The organism is Streptomyces sp. NPDC055013, assembly GCF_053608645.1.
In genome coordinates, this window is the sequence record NZ_JBSGVW010000046.1 from 44,286 (window position 1) to 63,991 (window position 19,706).

20 protein-coding genes are annotated in these 19,706 nt (G+C 71.4%); 16 read left to right on the top strand and 4 right to left on the bottom strand.

Going from position 1 to position 19,706, the window contains the following annotated elements:
• Positions 1–193, bottom strand: a 193-nt coding sequence (locus ACWGDB_RS37275; protein ID WP_453826515.1) for a hypothetical protein, incomplete at its 3' end; no start/stop codon positions are given.
• Between the two features lie 328 nt (positions 194–521).
• Between ACWGDB_RS37275 and ACWGDB_RS37280 the strand changes: the two genes are divergently transcribed.
• From ACWGDB_RS37280 to ACWGDB_RS37290, 3 genes are all read left to right on the top strand, one after another.
• On the top strand, positions 522–749 hold the full coding sequence (locus tag ACWGDB_RS37280; RefSeq protein ID WP_427841626.1) for a hypothetical protein: 228 nt from the start codon (positions 522–524) through the stop codon (positions 747–749).
• Positions 750–923: 174 nt separating this feature from the next.
• Positions 924–1,481 (top strand): SigE family RNA polymerase sigma factor, encoded by a 558-nt coding sequence (locus tag ACWGDB_RS37285; protein ID WP_453826516.1) that lies wholly within the window; start codon positions 924–926, stop codon positions 1,479–1,481.
• Positions 1,478–2,713: a WD40 repeat domain-containing protein gene (locus ACWGDB_RS37290; protein ID WP_453826517.1), complete on the top strand. Its 1,236-nt coding sequence runs from the start codon at positions 1,478–1,480 to the stop codon at positions 2,711–2,713. The genes ACWGDB_RS37285 and ACWGDB_RS37290 overlap by 4 nt, the downstream gene beginning before the upstream one ends.
• Here ACWGDB_RS37290 and dapA read toward each other — a convergent pair whose 3' ends face one another.
• The gene (gene dapA / locus ACWGDB_RS37295) at positions 2,714–3,616 is read right to left on the bottom strand and encodes a 4-hydroxy-tetrahydrodipicolinate synthase (protein WP_453826518.1); all 903 of its coding nucleotides are present in this window, start codon (positions 3,614–3,616) and stop codon (positions 2,714–2,716) included.
• Between the two features lie 162 nt (positions 3,617–3,778).
• Here dapA and ACWGDB_RS37300 point away from each other — a divergent pair, with 162 nt between their 5' ends.
• The 7 genes from ACWGDB_RS37300 (at position 3,779) to ACWGDB_RS37330 (ending at position 8,138) form a co-directional block, all read left to right on the top strand.
• The gene (locus ACWGDB_RS37300) at positions 3,779–3,922 is read left to right on the top strand and encodes a hypothetical protein (RefSeq protein WP_453826519.1); all 144 of its coding nucleotides are present in this window, start codon (positions 3,779–3,781) and stop codon (positions 3,920–3,922) included.
• A complete protein-coding gene (locus ACWGDB_RS37305) occupies positions 3,919–4,614 on the top strand; it encodes a hypothetical protein (protein ID WP_453826520.1) in 696 nt (231 codons plus the stop codon). Before ACWGDB_RS37300 ends, ACWGDB_RS37305 begins: the two co-directional genes overlap by 4 nt.
• Before the next feature lie 53 nt (positions 4,615–4,667).
• Complete coding sequence (locus ACWGDB_RS37310; RefSeq protein ID WP_383597175.1) at positions 4,668–5,087, top strand: phage holin family protein; 420 nt, start codon at positions 4,668–4,670, stop codon at positions 5,085–5,087.
• Positions 5,084–5,689: a DUF3618 domain-containing protein gene (locus ACWGDB_RS37315; RefSeq protein ID WP_453826521.1), complete on the top strand. Its 606-nt coding sequence runs from the start codon at positions 5,084–5,086 to the stop codon at positions 5,687–5,689. The genes ACWGDB_RS37310 and ACWGDB_RS37315 overlap by 4 nt, the downstream gene beginning before the upstream one ends.
• A gap of 264 nt (positions 5,690–5,953) precedes the next feature.
• A complete protein-coding gene (locus ACWGDB_RS37320; protein ID WP_453826522.1) occupies positions 5,954–6,655 on the top strand; it encodes an antibiotic biosynthesis monooxygenase in 702 nt (233 codons plus the stop codon).
• A 114-nt stretch (positions 6,656–6,769) separates the two neighbouring features.
• Positions 6,770–7,378, top strand: coding sequence for an ArsR/SmtB family transcription factor (locus tag ACWGDB_RS37325; protein WP_383597183.1), 609 nt, complete (start codon positions 6,770–6,772; stop codon positions 7,376–7,378).
• Between the two features lie 16 nt (positions 7,379–7,394).
• Positions 7,395–8,138: an SRPBCC family protein gene (locus ACWGDB_RS37330; protein WP_453826523.1), complete on the top strand. Its 744-nt coding sequence runs from the start codon at positions 7,395–7,397 to the stop codon at positions 8,136–8,138.
• A gap of 13 nt (positions 8,139–8,151) precedes the next feature.
• Here the strand turns inward: ACWGDB_RS37330 and ACWGDB_RS37335 are convergent, their stop codons facing one another.
• Positions 8,152–9,978 (bottom strand): endonuclease/exonuclease/phosphatase family protein, encoded by a 1,827-nt coding sequence (locus ACWGDB_RS37335; protein WP_453826524.1) that lies wholly within the window; start codon positions 9,976–9,978, stop codon positions 8,152–8,154.
• A gap of 313 nt (positions 9,979–10,291) precedes the next feature.
• Here ACWGDB_RS37335 and ACWGDB_RS37340 point away from each other — a divergent pair, with 313 nt between their 5' ends.
• From ACWGDB_RS37340 to ACWGDB_RS37365, 6 genes are all read left to right on the top strand, one after another.
• Entirely contained in the window at positions 10,292–11,725 is a 1,434-nt protein-coding gene (locus ACWGDB_RS37340; RefSeq protein ID WP_453826525.1) for a hypothetical protein, read from the top strand.
• Between the two features lie 211 nt (positions 11,726–11,936).
• Positions 11,937–13,385 (top strand): alkaline phosphatase PhoX, encoded by a 1,449-nt coding sequence (locus ACWGDB_RS37345; RefSeq protein WP_453826526.1) that lies wholly within the window; start codon positions 11,937–11,939, stop codon positions 13,383–13,385.
• Between the two features lie 341 nt (positions 13,386–13,726).
• Positions 13,727–15,319, top strand: a complete 1,593-nt coding sequence (locus ACWGDB_RS37350) for a TROVE domain-containing protein (RefSeq protein WP_453826527.1) — start codon at positions 13,727–13,729, stop codon at positions 15,317–15,319.
• Positions 15,320–15,429: 110 nt separating this feature from the next.
• Positions 15,430–16,077, top strand: a complete 648-nt coding sequence (locus ACWGDB_RS37355) for a GntR family transcriptional regulator (protein WP_453826528.1) — start codon at positions 15,430–15,432, stop codon at positions 16,075–16,077.
• A gap of 19 nt (positions 16,078–16,096) precedes the next feature.
• Positions 16,097–17,113 carry a 1-aminocyclopropane-1-carboxylate deaminase gene (locus ACWGDB_RS37360; RefSeq protein ID WP_453826529.1) on the top strand — a complete coding sequence of 339 codons (1,017 nt, stop codon included), beginning with the start codon at positions 16,097–16,099 and terminating at the stop codon, positions 17,111–17,113.
• 89 nt (positions 17,114–17,202) lie between these two features.
• A complete protein-coding gene (locus ACWGDB_RS37365) occupies positions 17,203–18,240 on the top strand; it encodes a LacI family DNA-binding transcriptional regulator (protein ID WP_453826530.1) in 1,038 nt (345 codons plus the stop codon).
• 76 nt (positions 18,241–18,316) lie between these two features.
• Here the strand turns inward: ACWGDB_RS37365 and ACWGDB_RS37370 are convergent, their stop codons facing one another.
• Positions 18,317–19,543, bottom strand: coding sequence for a TerD family protein (locus ACWGDB_RS37370; protein WP_453826531.1), 1,227 nt, complete (start codon positions 19,541–19,543; stop codon positions 18,317–18,319).
• Positions 19,544–19,706 lie beyond the last annotated feature (163 nt).

Consider the following 19,706-nt stretch of genomic DNA (forward strand, 5'->3'; position numbering starts at 1 on the left):
TTCCGGTGGAGGCGTTGTAGAAGAACAGTTCGCGATCGACGGGGACTACGTTGGTCCAGTTTGTTGAGAGCCCTCCGCCGGTGGTGAGGCCGGTGAAGTTTCCGTCGGTGCCGAGCCTTCCGGCAGCGACTGAACCGGTGGAAGCGTTGTAGAAGAACAGCTCCCGTGTCATGACGTGAAGTGCTTCTACCATGAGGTGCTCCTTGAAATTCGAACCGAATGCCACCCGGAGACCAACCTGTTAATACTCTATCTGGATATGGATGGTCCGACATCCGGCCGAAATGAACCCCTATTTGGCATCTCCCCGATTCATCTTGTTTGTTTGACGTGGTGACAATTAATGCCGGAATTCGTTGAACTTGCGATTGCCGGGGCAGGCGTTCCTTCGGTGGCCCGGCGCGACGCGCCCACGTACGGGTTACTCCACGTGACCTCACCGCGGTCCAGGCAGATGAACAGGTCGACGCAGTTTCCGATCACACGCCGAACCGACGAGATGAGGACCGATGGTGGGTCGAGTGAAGACGAGGGCGCGGGCCAGGGTTGTAGTGCGCCTGGTGGTGGGGACGTTGGCCGCGGGGGCGGCGTGCTGGCTGCCGGCCGGGGCCGCGTATGCCGACGAGACCAACACGGGCTCGCACAACGGGCCCCGCATCGGGCTGGTCAACGTGGGGCAGGTGGACGATCCGATGGAGGATGTGCTGGAGCACTTCCTACTCTTCGGCGACGGGTACAAGTGGGGCTGATCGCGCCCTGACACAGTGAAGTCGGGCGGGGCCCGTGGCGCACAGGGTGGCGGTACGGGCCCCGCCGCGTGCGCGAACTCGGTTTCCGTGCGCCGGCATAGCGACAGCGCACCGCACGCGTCACAAGGGGTAGGAGGCGGGCACCCGGCCCGTCCGGGGGAAGAGAAGGTGACGATGGATGCCGAAGCGCAGGAGAGCTTCCGGGAGTTCGTGGAAAACCGGTCGTCCGCGCTGTTGAAGACGGCCGTGCTGCTGAGCGGGGGCGACCGGCACGCCGCTGAGGATCTGTTGCAGAACGCCCTGATCAAGGCGGCCGGCCGCTGGCATCGGATCGACGAACCGGAGGCGTACGTACGCCAGATCCTGTACCGGCAGCAGATCAGCCGCTGGCGGCTGAAGTGGCCCCGGCGTGAACTCACCGTCGCCGAGCTGCCCGAGGGCGGCGCGAGCCCGGACGCGGCATCCGCCGCCGAGCTGCGGCTGCTGATGCGGGGCGCGCTGGCGCGGCTGACCGCGCGGCAGCGGACCGTACTGGTGCTGCGCTACTTCGAGGACCTGCCCGAGGCCGACGTGGCCCGGATACTCGGCTGCTCCGTGGGGACCGTACGGTCCACGACCCACCGCTCGCTGGCCCGGCTGCGGTCGCTCGCGCCGGAGCTGGCCGCCCTGGCCCCGGCGGCCGTCGCGGCGCAGCCGTCCCGTGACTTCTCACCCGTGGAGGTGCGTCCGTGAACGTCGAGGAACTCGTGCGTGACTCCCTGCGGGAGCTGGCCACCGAACAGCCGTCGGCGGGAGCGGGGTTCGCCGACCGGGTGCTCAGCACCCGCCGGCGCCGCCGCACCCGGCGGATCGCCTCCGTCGCCGCGGCCACCGCGGCCGTCGTCGCCGTCGGCGTGGCGGTGCCGATGCTGGACGCCGGAAAGGACGACATACGTCCCGCGAGCGTTCTGGAGGACCGCGGTGTCCACGCCCGGCCGGACCAGTCGCCGCCGCGCGATCTGATCGGGGCGGGGGACTCGGTGCTGGCCGCCTACTCCACGGCGGAACTCCGCGCCCGGACCGACAAGAGGGGTGCCATGGTGCGCACCTACTGGCTGATCGATCCGCAGACCGGGAAGTACGAGAAGGACACCAGGTGGTCCTTCGTCGCGGTCGCCCCCGGTCTGAAGACCGCCGCCGTGCTGGAGCGCGACCTGCCGGCGAACCGGATCGGCCTGCTCGACCTCGCTACGGGGAAGGTCGAGCGGTGGATCCCCGTCCAGCGCGGGGTCGGCGGGCTCGCCTTCTCGCACGACGGGAGCAGGCTCGTCGCGACGACGTACGGCGAGAACCCCGATCTGCGCGTCAAGGAGAAGATGATCAGCGACGACGGGCCGGTGTGGGAGTGGCAGTCCAAGTACGGCCGGTCGAGCCGGACCGGCTTCTACGACCTCGACCTGGCCTCCGGCGAGGGCCCCTGGAGTGCCGTCGCGACCGAGACCAACATCAACGCCCGTCAGGACTTCGCCTACAGCCGGGCCGGCGACCGTGTGTACGCGCAGTACATCGGCAGCAAGGACGGACTCCAGCAGTTCTACGACCTGAAGGGCAACAAGGTCGCGCCACCGGCGAACGAGAAGTACCTGCGCTCGGACGTCGACGCGCGCCTGTCCCCGAACGGCAAGCTCGCCGCCGTCGGCCTGACGAAGGAGGTCGACGGCAACCCGGGCAGGAGCTATTCCAAGGTCAGTGATCCGCGGACCGGCAGGGAGGTCGCCCGGGTCCGGGGCGCCGAGCTGCTCGCCTGGGCCGACGACCGGCGGCTCATCGCCTGGGAGAGGGTGACCGGCCTGGAGGAGTCGTACCGGCCCCGGCTCGTGCTGGTTACGATCGGCAGCGACAAGGTCGTACCCCTGAGCGGTGTTCGTGAGCCGGACCAGGACGAGAAACGACAGGGGTGGGAGCCGGTCTTCGCACGGCGCTGATCAGTCCGCGGTGAGCTCCTCGTACGCCGCCAGCAGCCCGTCGACCGCCTCGCGGCCGGCGGGCCGCAGCGGTGCGCGGAGCGGGCCCGCGGGCAGGCCGAGCTCATTGAGCAGGGCCTTCGCGGTGACCGCGCCGGGCAGGCCGGCCGCCATCATCAACTCGATGAGCGGCGTGGCACGTTGCTGGAGGCGGGCGGACACGGGGGTGTCGCCCGCCTCGAACGCGTCGAGCACCGCACGGAGTTGGGACGGTACGACGTTCGCCACCGTGCTGATGTAGCCGGTGCCGCCCACCGCGTACAGCGCGAGGTTGTGCTCGTCGCAGCCCGCGTAGTACGCCAACTCCGTGCGGGCGAGCACCTTCTGGGTGCCGAGGAAGTCGAAGGAGCAGTCCTTCACCGCGACGATCCGGGGGTGCTCGGCGAGCCGGATGAGCGTCTCCGGCTCGATCCGGGTGCCGGTGCGGCCGGGGATGTCGTACAGCGCGAGGGGCAGTCCGGCCGCGTCGGCGATCTCGCGGAAGTGCGCCTCGACGGCGTCCTGCGGGGGCTTGCTGTAGTACGGCGCGACCACCAGCAGACCGTCGGCGCCCGCCTTTTCGGCCGCCAGGGCGAGTTCGACGGTGTGCCGGGTGTCGTAGGTGCCCACACCCGCGACGACCGTCGCCCGATCGCCCACCGCTTCCCGGACGGCCGTGATCAGGTCGGACTTCTCGGCGTCCGAGGTGGTCGGCGACTCGCCCGTGGTGCCGGAGAGCACGAGCCCGTCGCACCCCTCGGTCACCAACCGGTCGGCCAGACGCTGGGCGCCGTCGAGGTCGAGGGATCCCGCCTCGGTGAAGGGCGTGATCATGGCGCAGAGGGCCCGGCCGAAGGGAGGGGCGGAGGCGTTGGCGGTCGTCATGGTAGTAGTGTCGGCACTCTCACGTCGTAGCTCCACTTAATTTTTCTACGGGATATCGGTAAGCATTGCTTTGGAGTGCGAGGGCTTGCCCTATGTCCAAAGCCGGGCGTCATGGGTCACCATGGCCGGGACGGTCAACGACCCCTGGTCATGGGAGGCGTCATGAAGCTCGGCAAGGCACTCGCCACCGGAGTCGCGGAAGAGCGGTCGCAGGACCGCGACGAACAGCTCGAACTCGCCCAGGAGATCGGGGAGATCGAGGTCGCCGAGGCGTCCGCGCCCGAAGAGGTCCCGGTCGCCCGATGAGGCTGCGGCTTCCGGAGGAACGCCCGACGGAGCCGCCGACCGGATACAAGATCGCCCACCCGATGCTGTCCCAGGACGGCACCCGGGCCGGGTTCACCGGTGTGTCGCTGGGCGGCGCGCTGCCGTACGGAGTCCTGGCCGACGCGTCCTGCGTCTACGGCCTGCGGCACCGGGTGCCGAACCGCCGCTGCGACTGCGGCTTCCACTGTGTGCACGACCGTACGGCGGCCGAGGCGCTGCTGTGCACGGCCGAGCACCGGGCGGCCGTACTGCTCGAAGTCACCGTGCTGGGCCGCTACCTGCGCTTCGAGCGGGGCCACCGCTACGCCCGTCAGCGGGTACGCACCGTCACGGTCGGCCCGTGCGCCTGCGGTACGGTCGCCGCCGCCCTGGCCGACGCCGGCTGGGGCCGCCCCGGCCGGCGGGCACTCGCCCCGTCCTGCGCGGGCTGCCTGCGCGGCCGTACGTCCGTCTCGCTCGCGGAGTTCGCCCGGCTGGCCGGGGAGCGGCTGCGGGTGGTGGCCGGGAAAGGGGTGTCCGTCGCCTCCGTGCCCGACCTCGCCGTGGCCGATGAGCCGGGTGTGCCCGAACTGGCAGCCGAGGCCGCGCTGTTGCAGGCCCGCCTCGACTGGTTCCAGGCCCAGCTGGCCCGGCTGGGCGGGCGCGGACCGGACGGCGGACGGAAGGGATAGCGGGGGCGGCACCGGGTACCCGGGTGTTCCGGATCGAGAGGAGGCGGAACACCGTGACCGGGTCCACGACCCCCGAGCGGGTGCCCGACGAGCACCACTCGGTGAGCGAACTCGTAGGGCAGGCGGGCGAACAGCTCTCCCGGCTCGTACGACAGGAAGTCGCCCTCGCCAAGGAGGAGCTGGCCGAGAAGGGCCGACGCGCCGGCACGGGCGGCGGACTGCTCGGCGCGGCGGGCGCCGTCGCGTACGCAGGTCTGCTGTTCCTGGCCGCCGCGGCCACCGCCGCACTCTCGCTGACGCTGCCCGTGTGGGCCGCGGCGCTGATCGTGACGGGGGTCCTGTTCGCCCTCGCCGGTCTGCTGGCCGCGACCGGCCGCGCCCGGCTGCGGCGCGCCGTACCCCCCACTCCGGAGGAGGCCCTCGGCAGCGTCAGGGCCGATGTCGAGGAGATCAAGGAAAGGGCACACCGATGACGGACCGCAAGGCAGGGGCGACGGGCGGCGGAAAGGCCGCGCAGAAGGGTGCCGCCAAGGCCGCTGCCGCGGGGAAGTCCGCGGCGGCGAAGGCGGGCGCGGGGGCCAAGGGCCCCGAGGAACTGCGCAGCCAGATCGAGCGGACGCGCAGCGAACTCGGCGACACCGTGGCGGAGTTGGCCGGGAAGGCGGATGTGAAGGGCCGGGCCTTGGCGCGCGCCGCCGACCTCAAGGACAAGGCGGGCGCGATGACCGTGCAACTGCGCAGCAGCGCGGCCCAGGCCGGGCACGTGGTGCAGGAGCGGGCCGTACGCGCCGGGCACGTCGTGCAGGACCGGGCGACCCAGGCGGGGCACGTCGTGCAGGACAAGGCGACGCACGCCGGGCATACGGTGCAGGACCGGGCGACCCAGGCCGGGCACACCGTCCAGGGCAGGGCGACGCACGCGGGCCATGTGGTCGAGCACAGCGTGCCGCGCCCCGTGCGCACCGTCGTCCAGGCCGGACTGCGCAATCCGCGGCCGGTGCTGATCGCCGGCGCGGCCGTGGGCGCCGTGGTCGCCGCGCAGGTGTTGCGGCGCCGGCGCCATGGGCACCGCTGAGAAACGCCGATCGAGGGAGACGGCGAGGCGGCGCGGGACCGGTCACCGGTCCCGCGCCGTTCTGTGTGTACTCGGATCCCGCGCGGCGACTTCGTGCACTCGGGCCCCGCGCGGCTCTGCGCGTACCGGATCCCGTGCCGTCCTGTGCCGTCTCGCGGACCCCCGTCCTCGAACCCCCGTCCGCCGAGGGCCACTTGACCTCAAGTCCGGTTGAGGTCGAAAGGTGTTCAGTGCACGCATTGACCACCGACGCCGGAGGCCTCCATGACCCGTCGCACCGCCGCCCACCCCGACCTCACCCGCCCCGAGATCGGCGCCCCCTTCTTCAGCACCTGGCGGGTCGGCACCCCCTTGCGGCAGACGCAGGCCGTCGAGGCGATCGCCGGCACCTGGGAGCGCCGGCCCTGGCCCGCCGATGGTCTGCTCGGCTACCACGTCTACACCGGGCACGACGCCGCCACCCTCCTGCACTACTCGCAATGGCGCAGCGAGCAGGCCTACGAGGCGTTCGTGAAGACCCACCGCCAGGAGCGCAACGACGAGATCGACACCGCTGTACCGGGCATCGAGCGGCTCGGACTCGGCCGGTACCGGCACTACCGCAGCGGCACGCGCGAGGGCGACGCCCGCGTCCCCGGCTGCGTCGTGATCGTCGACATCGAGTTCGAGGGACCCGACCCCGACCGGCAGCGCGCCTGGGTGGACGCCGTCTTCGAGGCGCTTGAGAGCGAGCCGACGCCCCATCCCGGGGGCATCTCCGCCCACTTCCACCTGAGCACCGACGGCACCCGCGTCCTCAACTACGCCGAGTGGGAGAGCGCCGCGGACCACATCGCCGCCCTCGCCGCCCCGGGCGACGGCATCGGCTCGGCGACCGAGCTGTGGCACCGCGTCCAGACCTGGCCGGGGCTGAAGAGCAGCACGGTCAGCCGGTACGACCACGCCGTCGGCCTCGTCCCCGACTGACGCCGCAGGGGTCGCCGTACAAGGTCCGGCAAGGTCGATGAGGTCGACGAGAGCCGCCTCACCGAAAACTCCAACCGTCTGGACAAAAAAAGTTTTCGGTGAGACGGTGGACGCATGCTGGACGTCACCGTGATCGAGGACCCCGAGGCCGCAGCCGTCTCCCTGGACCCCACAAGGGCCCGGCTGCTCGCCGAGCTGGCGGCCGGCCCCGCGTCGGCCGCCATGCTGGCCGGGAAGGTCGGGCTGCCCAGGCAGAAGGTGAACTACCACCTCAAGGCACTGGAGCGGCATGGACTGGTGGAGCTGGCCGGTGAGCGCCGCAAGGGCAACGTCACCGAGCGGCTGATGCAGGCGACCGCCGCGTCGTACGTGATCTCGCCGCTCGCGCTCGCCTCCGTGCAGCCGGACCCGGACCGCTTCCGCGACCAGCTCTCCGCCCGCTGGCTGCTCGCGCTCGGCGCCCGGCTCGTCCGGGACGTCGGCTCGCTGATCACCGGCGCCGCGAAGGCCCGCAAGCGGCTGGCGACGTACGCCCTGGACGGCGAGGTCCGCTTCGCCTCGGCGGCCGAACGGGCCGCGTTCATCCAGGAGTTGACGGCGGGCGTGAGCGCGCTGATCCACAAGTACGACGCGCCCGACGCGCAGGGCGGCCGCGATCACCGGATCGTGGTCGCCGTACACCCCACGGTCAAGGACCAGCCGAACCCCGCACTCGACCAGTAATCAGCAGGAGCCCGCCATGTCCAAGGAATTCGAGATCGCCCGCGAGTTCGAGGTCGACGCCACGCCGGAACAGGTGTGGGACGCGATCACCGACAACACCGGCGGCTGGCTGTGGCCGTCCGAGCCGCCCGAGCCGCGCGTCGGCGGCAAGGGTGCGATGGGCTCCACGGTCACCGCCTGGGACCCACCGCACCGCTACACCAACCGCACGGAGGACGTCGAGGGCATCGCCGAGCAGAGCCTCAACCAGCTCGACTACACCATCGAGCCGCGCGAGGGAGGCCGCCGGGCCTGGGTGCGGTACGTGCACAGCGGCATCCTCGTCGAGGACTGGGACAACCAGTACGACGCCGCCGGCCGGCACACCGACTTCTATCTGCACACCCTGCGCCAGTACCTGACCGAGTTCGGCGGCCGTCCGGTCGTCGCCTTCACGACCTTCGACGGACCGGACACGTCCAAGTCGGCGGACGCCTTCGCCGCCGTGGGCCGCGCGCTCGGCCTCGGGGACGACACCGCCGAGGGAACGCGGGTTCAGGCACGCGGTCCCCAGGGGCGGCTCCTCGACGCCGTGGTCGACTTCCGCAACCCGTATTTCCTCGGGCTGCGCACGGACGACGCCATGATCCGCTTCTTCGGCCGCAACCACTGGGGCTACCCCGTCGGCATCTCCGTGCACGACTTCGCCCCGGGCGCCGACGCCAAGGCGGTCGAGGCCGCCTGGCAGGACTGGCTGAACGGAGTCTTCAGCCAGTCCTGAACCTCACCGGAGGTTACGGGCGGAACCGCAGCACCTGCGGGTCGTGGTCGCTGATCTGGTCGTTGAACTCCGCGTTGACGTGCACGCTGTCGTACTCGAAGTCGCAGGAGCGCCGGATCGACGGGCTGACCAGGATCTGGTCCAGCGTCTGGGCGTTGCCCTGGTAGACGTAGGAGTAACGCTCGCTCCTGGGCAGCGACTTGATCGCCGACCACAGCGCGCCGTCGTCCTCCAGCAGCTTGGTGGTGCCGGAGAACTCGAAGTCGTTGATGTCGCCGAGCGTGACGACGTCCGCGTTCCTCTGGACGGCCAGGATGTCCTTGACGAACGTGTTGACCGCAGTCGCCTGGAGGTGACGCTGGGTCTCCGAGCTGCGGGTCGGCGGCTGGTACTGCGCGTGCAGCGACTGGTCGCCGCCCTTGGACGCGAAGTGGTTGGCGATCACGAAGACCGTGCGGCCGCGGAAGTCGAACTCACCGGCCAGCGGCTTGCGGCTGTTCGTCCAGGCCGCGTTCGCCGGGTCGATACGGCCCGGGGAGACCGTCAGCGCCGCCTTGCCCTTCACCTTGGTCACCCCGGCGGCGGTCGTGGCGTCGCCGCCCGCGCGGTCGGTGAAGGAGACCCGCTTCGGGTTGAACAGGAACACCTGGCGGATGTTGCCGCCCGGCTCACCGCCGTCGGCCTTGTCGACCGGGTCGATGGAACGCCAGTCGTAGGCCGGGCCGCCCGCCGCGACGATCGCGTCGATCAGCTTGCCCACCGTCTGGTCGGCGGCGACCGTGCCGTCGTTCTTCGCGCCGTTGTTGTCCTGGATCTCCTCCAGGGACACGATGTCGGGCGACTGGAGGTTGTTCACGATCGCGGAGGCGTGCTCGGCGAACGTGGCGTCGGACGGGTCGAGGTTCTCGACGTTGTACGTCGCGACCGCCAGCTCGTCGCGCCGCTGCTTCTGCGTCGTCTCCCGCTCCAGGCCACCGCTCTTGAGGGTGCCGAGCTCGCTGGCCACGAGGGTGTAGCCGCCGAACTGGTTGTAGTCCAGCGGGCCGGCGGTGCTGCCGGTGAGGGTGTCACCCACGTTCGCGACCGGGAACTCGGCGCCGGGGCCGAGCGACTGGATCTGCAGCCGGCCGGTGTTCTGGGAGTCGTAGGAGCCGTAGACCGTGCCGCCGCGGCGGTTGCGGTGCTCCCACGGCTTCACCGTCACCCACAGCTCGTGGAAGTCGTCGGTCGCGGTGACCACGCGGGCGTCGGCGACCTCGACGTTCATGCCCTCGAGGGACTCGTAGAAGTCGAGGGCGTACTTCGACGGCCGCAGCGTCAGGCCGTCGATCGAGCCCTTCGCGGCCGCGTCGCCGGCCGGCGTGTACCTGTCCGGCACCGAGTCCTCGTCGACGACCTTCGCGGCCGGGACGGCGTTGCCGCTGGAGACGACGGTGACCGTCGGCTTGGTGATCTCGGTCAGCGACTGGTTGCCGGAGGTCGCGCCGCCGGGGACGTACTCGGCGACCGTGCCCGCCACCAGGACCGAGTCGCCGACGGCGACCTTCGGGACGGAGCTGGTGAAGACGAACACGCCCTCACTGGTGGCCGCGTCGGCGTCGGCGTCCGGATCCTGGATCCAGAAGCCTCTGGACGAGCCGTAGGTGCGCACGCCGGTGACGATTCCGGCCACGTCCGTGACCTGCTTGCCGGCGTACGGGGATATGCGGGTGCTGCCCTGGATGTCATGGATGCGCACGGAGTCGGCGTGCGCGGGCGCGGTGAGGACAACGGTGGACGCCGCGGAACACACGGCGGCGACGGTGAGCGCGGCGAGGCGCGCGGACTTCTTGCTCGGCAACGGGATCCCTCCGGGGACATACGTGGGCGCCGGGACGAGGGTGGTGCGTGGAACGGTGGGTGCAGGCGCGACCGGTGGGGCGGCGACGCGCGTAGAAAATACAGTGAACAGATGTCCGCTCGATTTCTACGCGCGTCAATCTCCTGCCTGCTCGGGCCAGTTGTCAAGGTTTCGGCCATGTACACCGCCGGTCGGGTAGATGAACCGGGCGGCATGGGTGGAAACCCGTCTAGGCTGAGCGGTTGAGCCGTGAAGTGGAGCGGCTGGGCCGTGACGCCTGCGGCCCTGCGGAACGCCCTAGGAGAACCAGCCGATGTCAGACAGCTCCCCCCTGCCGCCGGTGCGGCTGCATCCCGAAGCGGAGCTGGCGCGGGACGCGCTGTCCACGCCGTTGCTTGCCCGGGCCACACGGCTGGCCCGCTGGGCCGGCCCCGACACCCGGGTCGACGCCGGGGGCGGCCTCCTGGAGGAGCAGCTCCCGGCCGCCGCCGAGGTGCTCGGACTGAGCGGGGACGACGCCGCCGCGTACGCCAGTGAGGCCTTCCGCGTCGCGGTCGACACCGGGCTGGTGGAGATCGTCGACGAGGAGGCGGGCACCGTCGCGGCGGGCGCGGACCTGGCGCTGCTGACCGGCGGTTCGCCGCAGGACGTGCTCGCGGTGTGGCTCGGCGCACTGGAGACGGTGCTCGCGGACGCGAGCGTGCCCGACCTCGACGACCTCGTCGACGCCATGGGCGCGGGCGGCGAGATCGACCTCTCCACGCTGGACTGGGACCCCGAGGCCGAGGCGGAGTTCCTCGACGGAGTGCTCGGCAACCTGTACCTGCTGACGGTCAGCGAGGACGGGCCCGGCGACGCCCCCGTGCCGCTGCCGGCCCTCGCCGCGTCGATGATCGTGCCCAGCGACATGGGCGAGCCCACCAACGACGTGCTGGAGCAGGTCTCCGACGCGATGATGCGCCTGGACGACCAGTTCCGGCTGCTGGAGCCGGTCGGCCTGGTGGAGTACCAGCCTGTCGACGAGGCGCTGATGGCGGACGTCGAGGGTGCCGAGGAGGCGGCGGCCGCCGTCGACGACACCGACGTGTCGCGCTACGGCATGGTGCGGCTGACCCCGCTCGGACTGTACGGGCTGCGGGCGCGGCTGCTGGAGGCCGGGTTCGAGTCGCCCGCGGTCGGGGACCTGGCGGACAAGGGCGCCGACGCGCTGCTCGACGGCACGGCCACCTTCCCGCAGGCAGCCGCGCACGCCGAGACCGTGCAGTGGCTGGAGCGCCGCGAACCCCTCGCCGCGGCGCGGGAGTTGCTCGCGGCGGCAGGAGGTCTGGACGCCGGGGCGCCGCTGCGGCGGCTGCGCTGCCAGCAGGCGCTGTCGCTGGTGGGCGCGGAGGCCGAGCCGGCGCTTCGGGAGGTCCTCGACGATCCGGAGCTGGGCGGGCTGGCCCGGGTCTGGCTGACCGAGGCGGGGTTCTCCGACGTGCCCCCGCCGTCCCAGGACCTGGTGTTCTGGCTGACCGTCGACACGCTTGCCGCGCAGCTGGCGGCCGAGGGGAACTCCGAAGAGCTGAGGGCGCTGGTGGAGGGTCTGGCCGCACAGCACAGCGGGTTCTTCGCGGCGGCCTGGCGGGTCGAGCATCCGGCCACGGCGGATGTGCTGGAGGCGATGGGGCGGTTGCATCCGGACAAGAAGATCGCGAAGGAAGCGCGGAAGGCCGCGTTCAAGGCGCGTTCGCAACAAGGGGGCTGAGCTCGTTCTGCGGGGTGCGGGGTGCGGGTGCGTGGGGGCTGGTCGCGCAGTTCCCCGCGCCCCTGGGGGTTGCCCGCGGCCGGCGTTGTTTCACGGAAGCCGACCCCCTGAGGATGCCTGGTGTTCAACCGGCGTTCAGGCATGAGCGGCAGCGTTGCGGCGTTCCGGAGTTCGCCGCCTCCACGGCACACCCACTGTCACAGGAGACCGCATGTCGCTCACCCGCAGGGACTTCGCCATGAACTCCGCGATCACCGGGGCCGGTGTCGCGCTGGCGGGCAGCGCCGGTGTCCTCGCCACCGCGCCGAACGCGCTCGCGTCCACGGAGTCCGAGACCGCGAGCGAGAAGTCCGCGGACGCCCACTGCGGCGGTGTCGGGTACGGACCCCTCCTCCCGGACCCGAAGGGCCTCCTCGCGCTGCCCGCCGGGTTCAAGTACCGGATCATCACCTACAGCGGCAGGACCAAGCTGGAGTCGGGCGAGTTCACCCCCTCGAACCACGACGGCACGGCCGCCTTCGACGGCCCGCGCGGCACGACCCTCCTCGTCAACAACCACGAGCTGAAGGGACCGCGCGCCGACTGGGACCACCCCGTCCCGCTCACCGAGGGCCTCGTCTACGACCCCGCCGCGGCCGGCGGCTGCACCGTCGTCGAGGTCCGCCCCGGCGGGCAGGTCGCCGAATGGGTCGGCATCGCGGGCACCTCCACCAACTGCGCGGGCGGCAGCACCCCTTGGGGCACCTGGCTGACCTGCGAGGAGAACTCCGACAAGGCCGGCACCAACGGCATGACCAAGGACCACGGCTACGTCTTCGAGGTCGACCCCGTCGACCGGCGCGCCAACAAGGACCCCAAGCCGCTGAAGTTCTTCGGCCGCTACGACCACGAGGCCGTCGTCATCGACCCCAGGCGCGGCCACGCCTACCTCACCGAGGACGCCGCCTCGCCCAACGGCCTGTTCTTCCGCTGGACCCCGCCGAAGGGCTTCGAGTACGGCCGCGGCAAGTTCCGCAAGCTGGCCGACGACGCCGGCGTCCTCCAGGCGCCCAAGTGCTTCGACTCCGGCGGCAAGTTCGTCGACGACCTCTCCCGGGCCACCAGGATCGGCACCGTGTACGGCGTGGACTGGGTGGACGTCCCGGACCGCGACGCCAGGACCACGCCCGTGCGCAAGCAGTTCGCCGACGGCGAGATCACCCGCGCCCGCAAGCTGGAGGGCATGTGGTGGGGCGACGGCGGCGCCTACATCGTCTCCTCGTACGCCCGTGAGGAGAGCCCCGGCCGGCACGACGGGCAGGTCTGGTTCTACGACCCCAAGCGCCGCACCCTCACCCTGAAGGTCCTGCTCGGCGTCAACCCCGACCCGTCCGAGGACGGCGCTTTCGACGGCCCGGACAACATCACCGTCTCTCCGTACGGCGGCCTCGTCATCGCCGAGGACGGCGAGGGCGTCCAGCACCTCTTCGGCGCCACCGACAGCGGCCGCACGTACCCGATCGCCCGCAACGAGCTGAACATCGGCACCGAGGAGGAGCCGGAGTACAGCGAGTTCACCGGCGTCACCTTCTCGTGCGACGGCCGGACGCTGTACGCCAATATCCAGACGCCGGGCATCATGCTCGCGATCACGGGGCCCTGGAAGCGGCAGCGGCGGTAATTAATTCGGTCGCCCGGCTCGAGTTGCGCCTCCTAGAGTGAGATCACAACGTCACGCACCTCCCGGTGCGATGGCAGCGGCTACTTCTTTTCCAGAGAATCAGATGCCGCCGCCGACTTGATCTCGGGAGGCGCAGCTCATGGTGGGTGCCCGGTGCGCAGGCAACGGTTACTTCATTGGATCAGAGGGTTGCGGGTTCGAGTCCCGTCATCGACTTCCGGTCGATGTAGCTCAATTGGGTAGAGCATCCGATATAAGTCCGTCGCCGACTCCTGATCTCGGGCACCCACCTTTTGCTGCGTCTCCCTCCGAAACGCAAACGAATTCGGGGGGAATTCACCATGACACGATTCAACAGGCGTGCCGCCACGGCGCGGCCGACCTCGCGGGTCACCTCGACGGGGCGAGTGCTGCGTACCTATGAGGGCGGCCTGGGACGTGAGCGCGACGCGCGCTCCGAGCTCTTCCTGCTGGCGGTCGCCAACTTCGTCTCGCAGCGGACCTTCTACGAGTCCGGCGCCGACCGTGACGACCGGTTCGCACGTCTCGTGGGCGAGCTCGCCGTCACGGATCCCGAGTGGACCGCCGGCCTGCTCGGCTGGCTGCGCGGCGAGGGCAACCTCCGTACGGCCGCCGTCGTGGGCGCCGCCGAGTACGTGAAGGCCCGGCTGGACGCCGGGGCCACCGGCGGTCCGTCGAACCGGCAGGTCATCGCCTCCGTGCTCCAGCGGCCGGACGAGCCCGGCGAACTGCTCGCGTACTGGACCGCGCTGTACGGCCGTAACGTCCCGAAGCCGGTCAAGCGCGGTGTCGCCGACGCCGTACGCCGGCTCTACAGCGGCAGGTCGCTGCTGAAGTACGACACCGCGTCCAAGGGTTACCGCTTCGGCGACATCCTCAACGTGGTGCACGCGGCTCCGGACCCGGACAAGCCGGGGCAGGGCGACCTGTTCCAGTACGCCCTGGACCGCCGGCACAACCCGGACACCGCTGTGCCGCCCGCGTCCAACCGGACGCTGGTCGCGCATCGCGAGCTGATGGCGCTGCCCGTCGAACAGCGGCGTGCGGTGGTCACGTCGGACGGCGGTGCCGAGCGGCTCGCGGCGGCCGGGATGACGTGGGAGGCGCTGGCCGGCTGGCTGCAGGGGCCGATGGACAGGGAGGCCTGGGAGGCCGTGATTCCGTCGATGGGCGCCATGGCGCTCGTCAGGAACCTGCGGAACTTCGACGAGGCCGGGGTCTCGGACGAGGTGGCGGCCCAGGTCGCCGCCCGGATCAGTGATCCGGCGGAGGTCGTACGGTCGCGGCAGTTCCCCTTCCGGTACCTCGCCGCGTACCAGCACGCGCCGTCGCTGCGCTGGGCGTACCCGCTGGAGCAGGCGCTCGGCCACTCGCTGGCGCAGGTGCCGGCGCTGCCCGGCCGGACGCTGGTGCTCGTCGACCGCTCGGGCTCGATGTTCTGGTCCCCGCTGTCCGACCGCTCGCAGCTCAACCGGGCCGACGCGGCGGCGATCTTCGGCACGGCGCTCGCGCTGCGGGCGGCGGACGCGGATCTCGTCCAGTTCGGTACGGGCAGCGGCGAGATCGCCTTCCGTAAGGGCGAGTCGGTGCTGAAGGTCCTCGGGCGCTTCGGGGACCTCGGCGGCACGAACACCACCGAGGCCGTGCGCCGGCACTACCGCAAGCACGACCGGGTGCTGATCGTCACCGACGAGCAGTACGCGCCCAGCAGCCACGGCGACCCGACCGAGCAGGTCCCGGCCGGCGTGCCGGTCTACACCTGGAACCTCGCCGGGTACCGGGCGGGCCACGGCCCGTCGGGGACGGGCAACCGGCACACCTTCGGCGGGCTCTCGGACGCGGCCTTCCGGATGGTGCCGCTGCTGGAGGGTGCTCGGGACGCCGACTGGCCCTGGACCGCCCGAGCCGCTTGAGCTGACCGAGTTGCCTGAGTCGAGAGTGGCCCGCACCGCGTGGGGAGTGCGGGCCATTCCCATGTCCACGCCCTTGTCGCCGCCTCGACTGACATCTAACATTTCAGTTCATGGAGGCGATACGACCCGTAGGCCGGACCCTGCTCCGGGACCGGGCCTACGAAGCGATCCGGGACGCCATCGTGGCCGGGGAGATCGAGCCCGGCGCGGTGGTGCGGGACGCCGATCTCGCGGAGCGGCTCGGGCTGTCCCGGGCGCCGGTGCGCGACGCGTTCTCGCGTCTCGTGGACGAGGGGCTGCTGGAGAGCAAGCCGCAGAGCTACACGCGCGTGACGTCGGTCGTCGCCGCCGAAGTACGTGACGCGGCCGCCGTCGTCGGCGCCATGCACGAGCTGGTGACACGGGTCGCCGTGCCCCGGCTGGCAGCCGCGGACGTGGAGATCATGCGCGCCGCCAACGAGCGCTTCGCCACCGCCGTCGCGGCCGGCGAGGTGGACCTCGCCCTGCGGGCCGACGACGACTTGCACGACGTGCTGGTGCGGGTGAGCGGCAACCGCGCGGCCGCCGCCACCGTCGCCCGCTACACCCCGCTCATCCGCCGCCTGGAGCGTCGGCGCTTCGGCGAGGGCGGGACCTGCCGTTCGGCCGGGCTGCACGAGCGGCTGATCGAGGCGTGCGCGGCCGGTGACGTGGACGAGGCGGTCCGGGTCACGGCGGAGATCTGGCGAGGGCTCGCCGAACTCGCCGACAGTGACTGACCCATCTCGGGAGGACCCCATGTCCCTTTCCTCGTACGACCGTTACCCCCTCCTCTTCGGCCCGTCCCCCGTGCACCCCCTGGAACGCCTGACCGCCCACCTCGGCGGAGCCTCCCTCTGGGCCAAGCGCGAGGACTGCAACTCCGGCATCGCGTACGGCGGCAACAAGACCCGCAAGCTGGAGTACCTGGTGGCCGACGCGCTCGCGAAGGGCTGCGACACGCTTGTCTCGATCGGCGGGGTGCAGTCCAACCACACCCGTCAGGTAGCCGCGGTGGCCGCCCGCGCCGGGCTCAATTGTGTGCTCGTCCAGGAGAGTTGGGTGGACTGGCCCGACTCCGTGTACGACAAGGTCGGCAACATCCTCGTCAGCCGCCTCGCCGGGGCCGACGTACGCCTGGTGCGGGCCGGCTTCGGGATCGGCTTCAAGGAGAGCTGGGAGCAGGCGCTGCGCGATGTGGAGGAGTCGGGCGGAAAGCCGTACGCCATCCCGGCCGGTGCCTCCGACCACCCGCTCGGCGGGCTCGGCTTCGCCGGTTGGGCGTACGAAGTGGCCGAGCAGGAGCGGGAGCTGGGCGTCTTCTTCGACACCGTGATCGTGTGCTCGGTGACCGGCTCCACGCAGGCCGGCATGGTCGCCGGATTCGCCGCGCTCGAGGAGGCGGGTGGCCGCCCGCGCAGGGTCCTCGGTATCGACGCCTCGGCCAAGCCGGCCACCACACGCGAGCAGATCGCCCGGATCGCCGGCGACACCGGCCGGCTCATCGGCGTCAAGCGCGAGGTGACCGAGGCCGACGTCGAGCTCGACGACCGCTATCACGCGGGCACGTACGGGATACCGGACGAGACGACGCTGGAGGCGATGCGGCTGGTGGCGCGGACCGAGGGCATGGTCACGGACCCGGTCTACGAGGGCAAGTCGATGGCCGGGATGATCGACCTGGTCTCCCGCGGGGAGATCGCGCCGGACTCCACCGTCCTCTACGCCCACCTCGGCGGGCAGCCCGCGCTGAACGCGTACAGCGCGCTGTTCTAGGCGGCCGCCCGCTCAGCTGCGGGGCCCGGGCCGGCCCTGCGGTGCCGGGCCCTGCCGTGCCGCGCTTCTGGCCGGATACAGTGCACAGCGTGTGGGCGGACGATCAGCAGCGGGAGCCGGGTGCCGAACGGCCTGACGGCCCCCGCCGCCGGGCCACGATCCACGATGTCGCCAAGCTGGCCGGCGTGTCCCGGCAGACGGTCTCCCGGGCGGTCAACGACAAGGGCGAGATCGACCCGGCGACGAAGGAACGGGTGCTGGCGGCGGCGCGGCTGCTGGACTACCGGCCGAGCCGTTTCGCACGCGGCCTCGTGCAGAAGGGGACCGTGACGGCGGGGCTGGTGATCCCGGACCTGATGAACCCCTTCTTCCCCGAGGTGGCCGCCGGTGTGCTGGAGGCGGCCGAGCAGCGCGGCTGGCAGGTGGTGATGTGGGACTCCCGCATCGACGAGGCCCGGGAGCGCGACGCGCTCGATGCGCTGTCCCATCAGGCCGACGCGATCGTGGGCTACTTCCGGAGCCCGGAGGACGTGCTCGCCCGGCACCTCGGCGGCGTACCCCTGGTGCTGCTGGAACGCGGGCCGCAGCAGACCCGTTTCGCGGCCGTGGGCATCGACGCCGCCGCCGGTCTCGAACAGGGCATGGCGCATCTGGTCGCCGCGGGGCACCGCCGAATCGGCATGCTGGACGGCGTGCACGGCCCCGCCCTGCGCAGGCGGGCCTTCCTGGAGCTGGCGCGGCGGCACGGTCTGCCGGTCGACGACGGCTGGATCGCGCTCAGCCCGGAGCACAGCGTGGCCGGCGGCGAGGCAGGCATGGAGCGGCTGCTGGATGCCCGGCCCGACATCACGGCCGTGTTCGGCTTCAACGACCTGATCGCGGTCGGCGCCATGCGTGCCGCCCGACGGCGCGGCCGGCGGGTGCCCGAGGACCTGGCCGTGATGGGCTTCGACGGACTGTCGCTGGGTGAGCTGGTGGAGCCCGCGCTGACCACCTTGCACATCGACAAACGGCGGCTGGGGCGGCTGGCCGTCGAGCAGGTCGCCCGGCTGCGCGCCGGTGAGGAACCGCTGCGGGGCGCCGCGGCGTGGGTGGTTCCGGAGCTGGTGGTGCGGGCCTCGGCCTGACGGCTCGGTGGGCCGGTGGCGTCTCAACGCCGGGCGCCCCCTTCGACCGAGGGCGCCCTGGACGTCGTACGGCTGTCTACAGCGCCTGGGCCGCCGGCTTCACCATCCCCCGCACCGTGCGGGACTTCACGAAGTCGCCCATGGCCGTCATCTCCCACTCGCCGGAGAACTGCTTGATCAGCTTGGCCATCATCACGCCCGTCTGCGCTTCGGCGTTGGTGAGGTCGAAGCGGACGAGCTCCTCGCCGGACGCGGCGTCGATCAGCCGGCAGTAGGCCTTGGCGACCTCGGTGAACTTCTGGCCGGAGAAGGAGTTGACCGTGAAGACGAGGCCGGTGACCTCCTGGGGCAGGCGCCCGAGGTCCACGGTGATGACCTCGTCGTCCCCGCCGCCCTCGCCGGTGAGGTTGTCGCCGGAGTGGCGGATCGCGCCCTGCACGATCTGGAGCTTGCCGAAGTAGCAGCTGTCGATGTGGTTGCGCTGTGGGCCGTACGCGATGACGGAGGCGTCCAGGTCGATGTCCTTGCCGCGGTACGCCGGCTCCCAGCCGAGGCCCATCTTGACCGAGGAGAGCAGGGGGCGGCCGCCCTTGACGAGGGAGACCGTCTGGTTCTTCTGGAGGCTTACGCGACCCTTGTCCAGGTTGATCTTTCCGGCGCCGGGGGCGGGCGGCGCGGGCGGGGCCGGGGGAGCGGCGGGGGCCTGGGGTGCCTGGGGTGCCGGGGTGGACATGGGCGGGGCCGGCGGGGCGGCCGGGGGCTGCATCGTGGGCTGCGGCGGGGCCACGGACGCGGCCGGGGCGGGGGCCGGTTCCTCGACCGTGACGCCGAAGTCGGTGGCGATGCCGGCCAGGCCGTTGGCGTAGCCCTGGCCGACGGCGCGGGCCTTCCAGGCGCCGTTGCGCAGGTAGACCTCGACGATCACCAGGGCCGTCTCGGTGCCGAGTTGCGGGGGCGTGAAGGAGGCCAGGACGCTGTTGTCGTCCGCGTTGCGGATGGTGGCCGTCGGTTCGATGCCCTGGAAGGTCTGGCCGGCGGCGTCGGGGCTGGCGGTGACGACGATCTTCTCGATGCCGGGGGGGACGGCCGAGGTGTCGACGACGATCGCGTCGGGGCTGGTGCCGCCGCCCGAGCGGTAGGTCACGCCGGGGCCGGACGGTTGGTTGTAGAAGATGAAGTCGTCGTCGGAGCGCACCTTGCCGTCGGCGGTGAGCAGCAGGCCCGATACGTCGAGCCGCACCGGGGCGGCGACGTCCACCGTCACGCGCGCGGCGGAGAGAGGGATGTTCGAGCCGGGGGTCATAGCTGTCATGGTCCGTGAACGAGCGGGGGCGCTTTACCGTTCCCTTACCCACGGCCATTCGGCGGGGGCCGCGGATTTCGCCCCCGCCGCCCCTGCCCGTCCCGTCCTCGAGGGGCGCTGCCCCTTCGACCCCGGTCCCTGGGGGCTGCCGCCCCCAGACCCC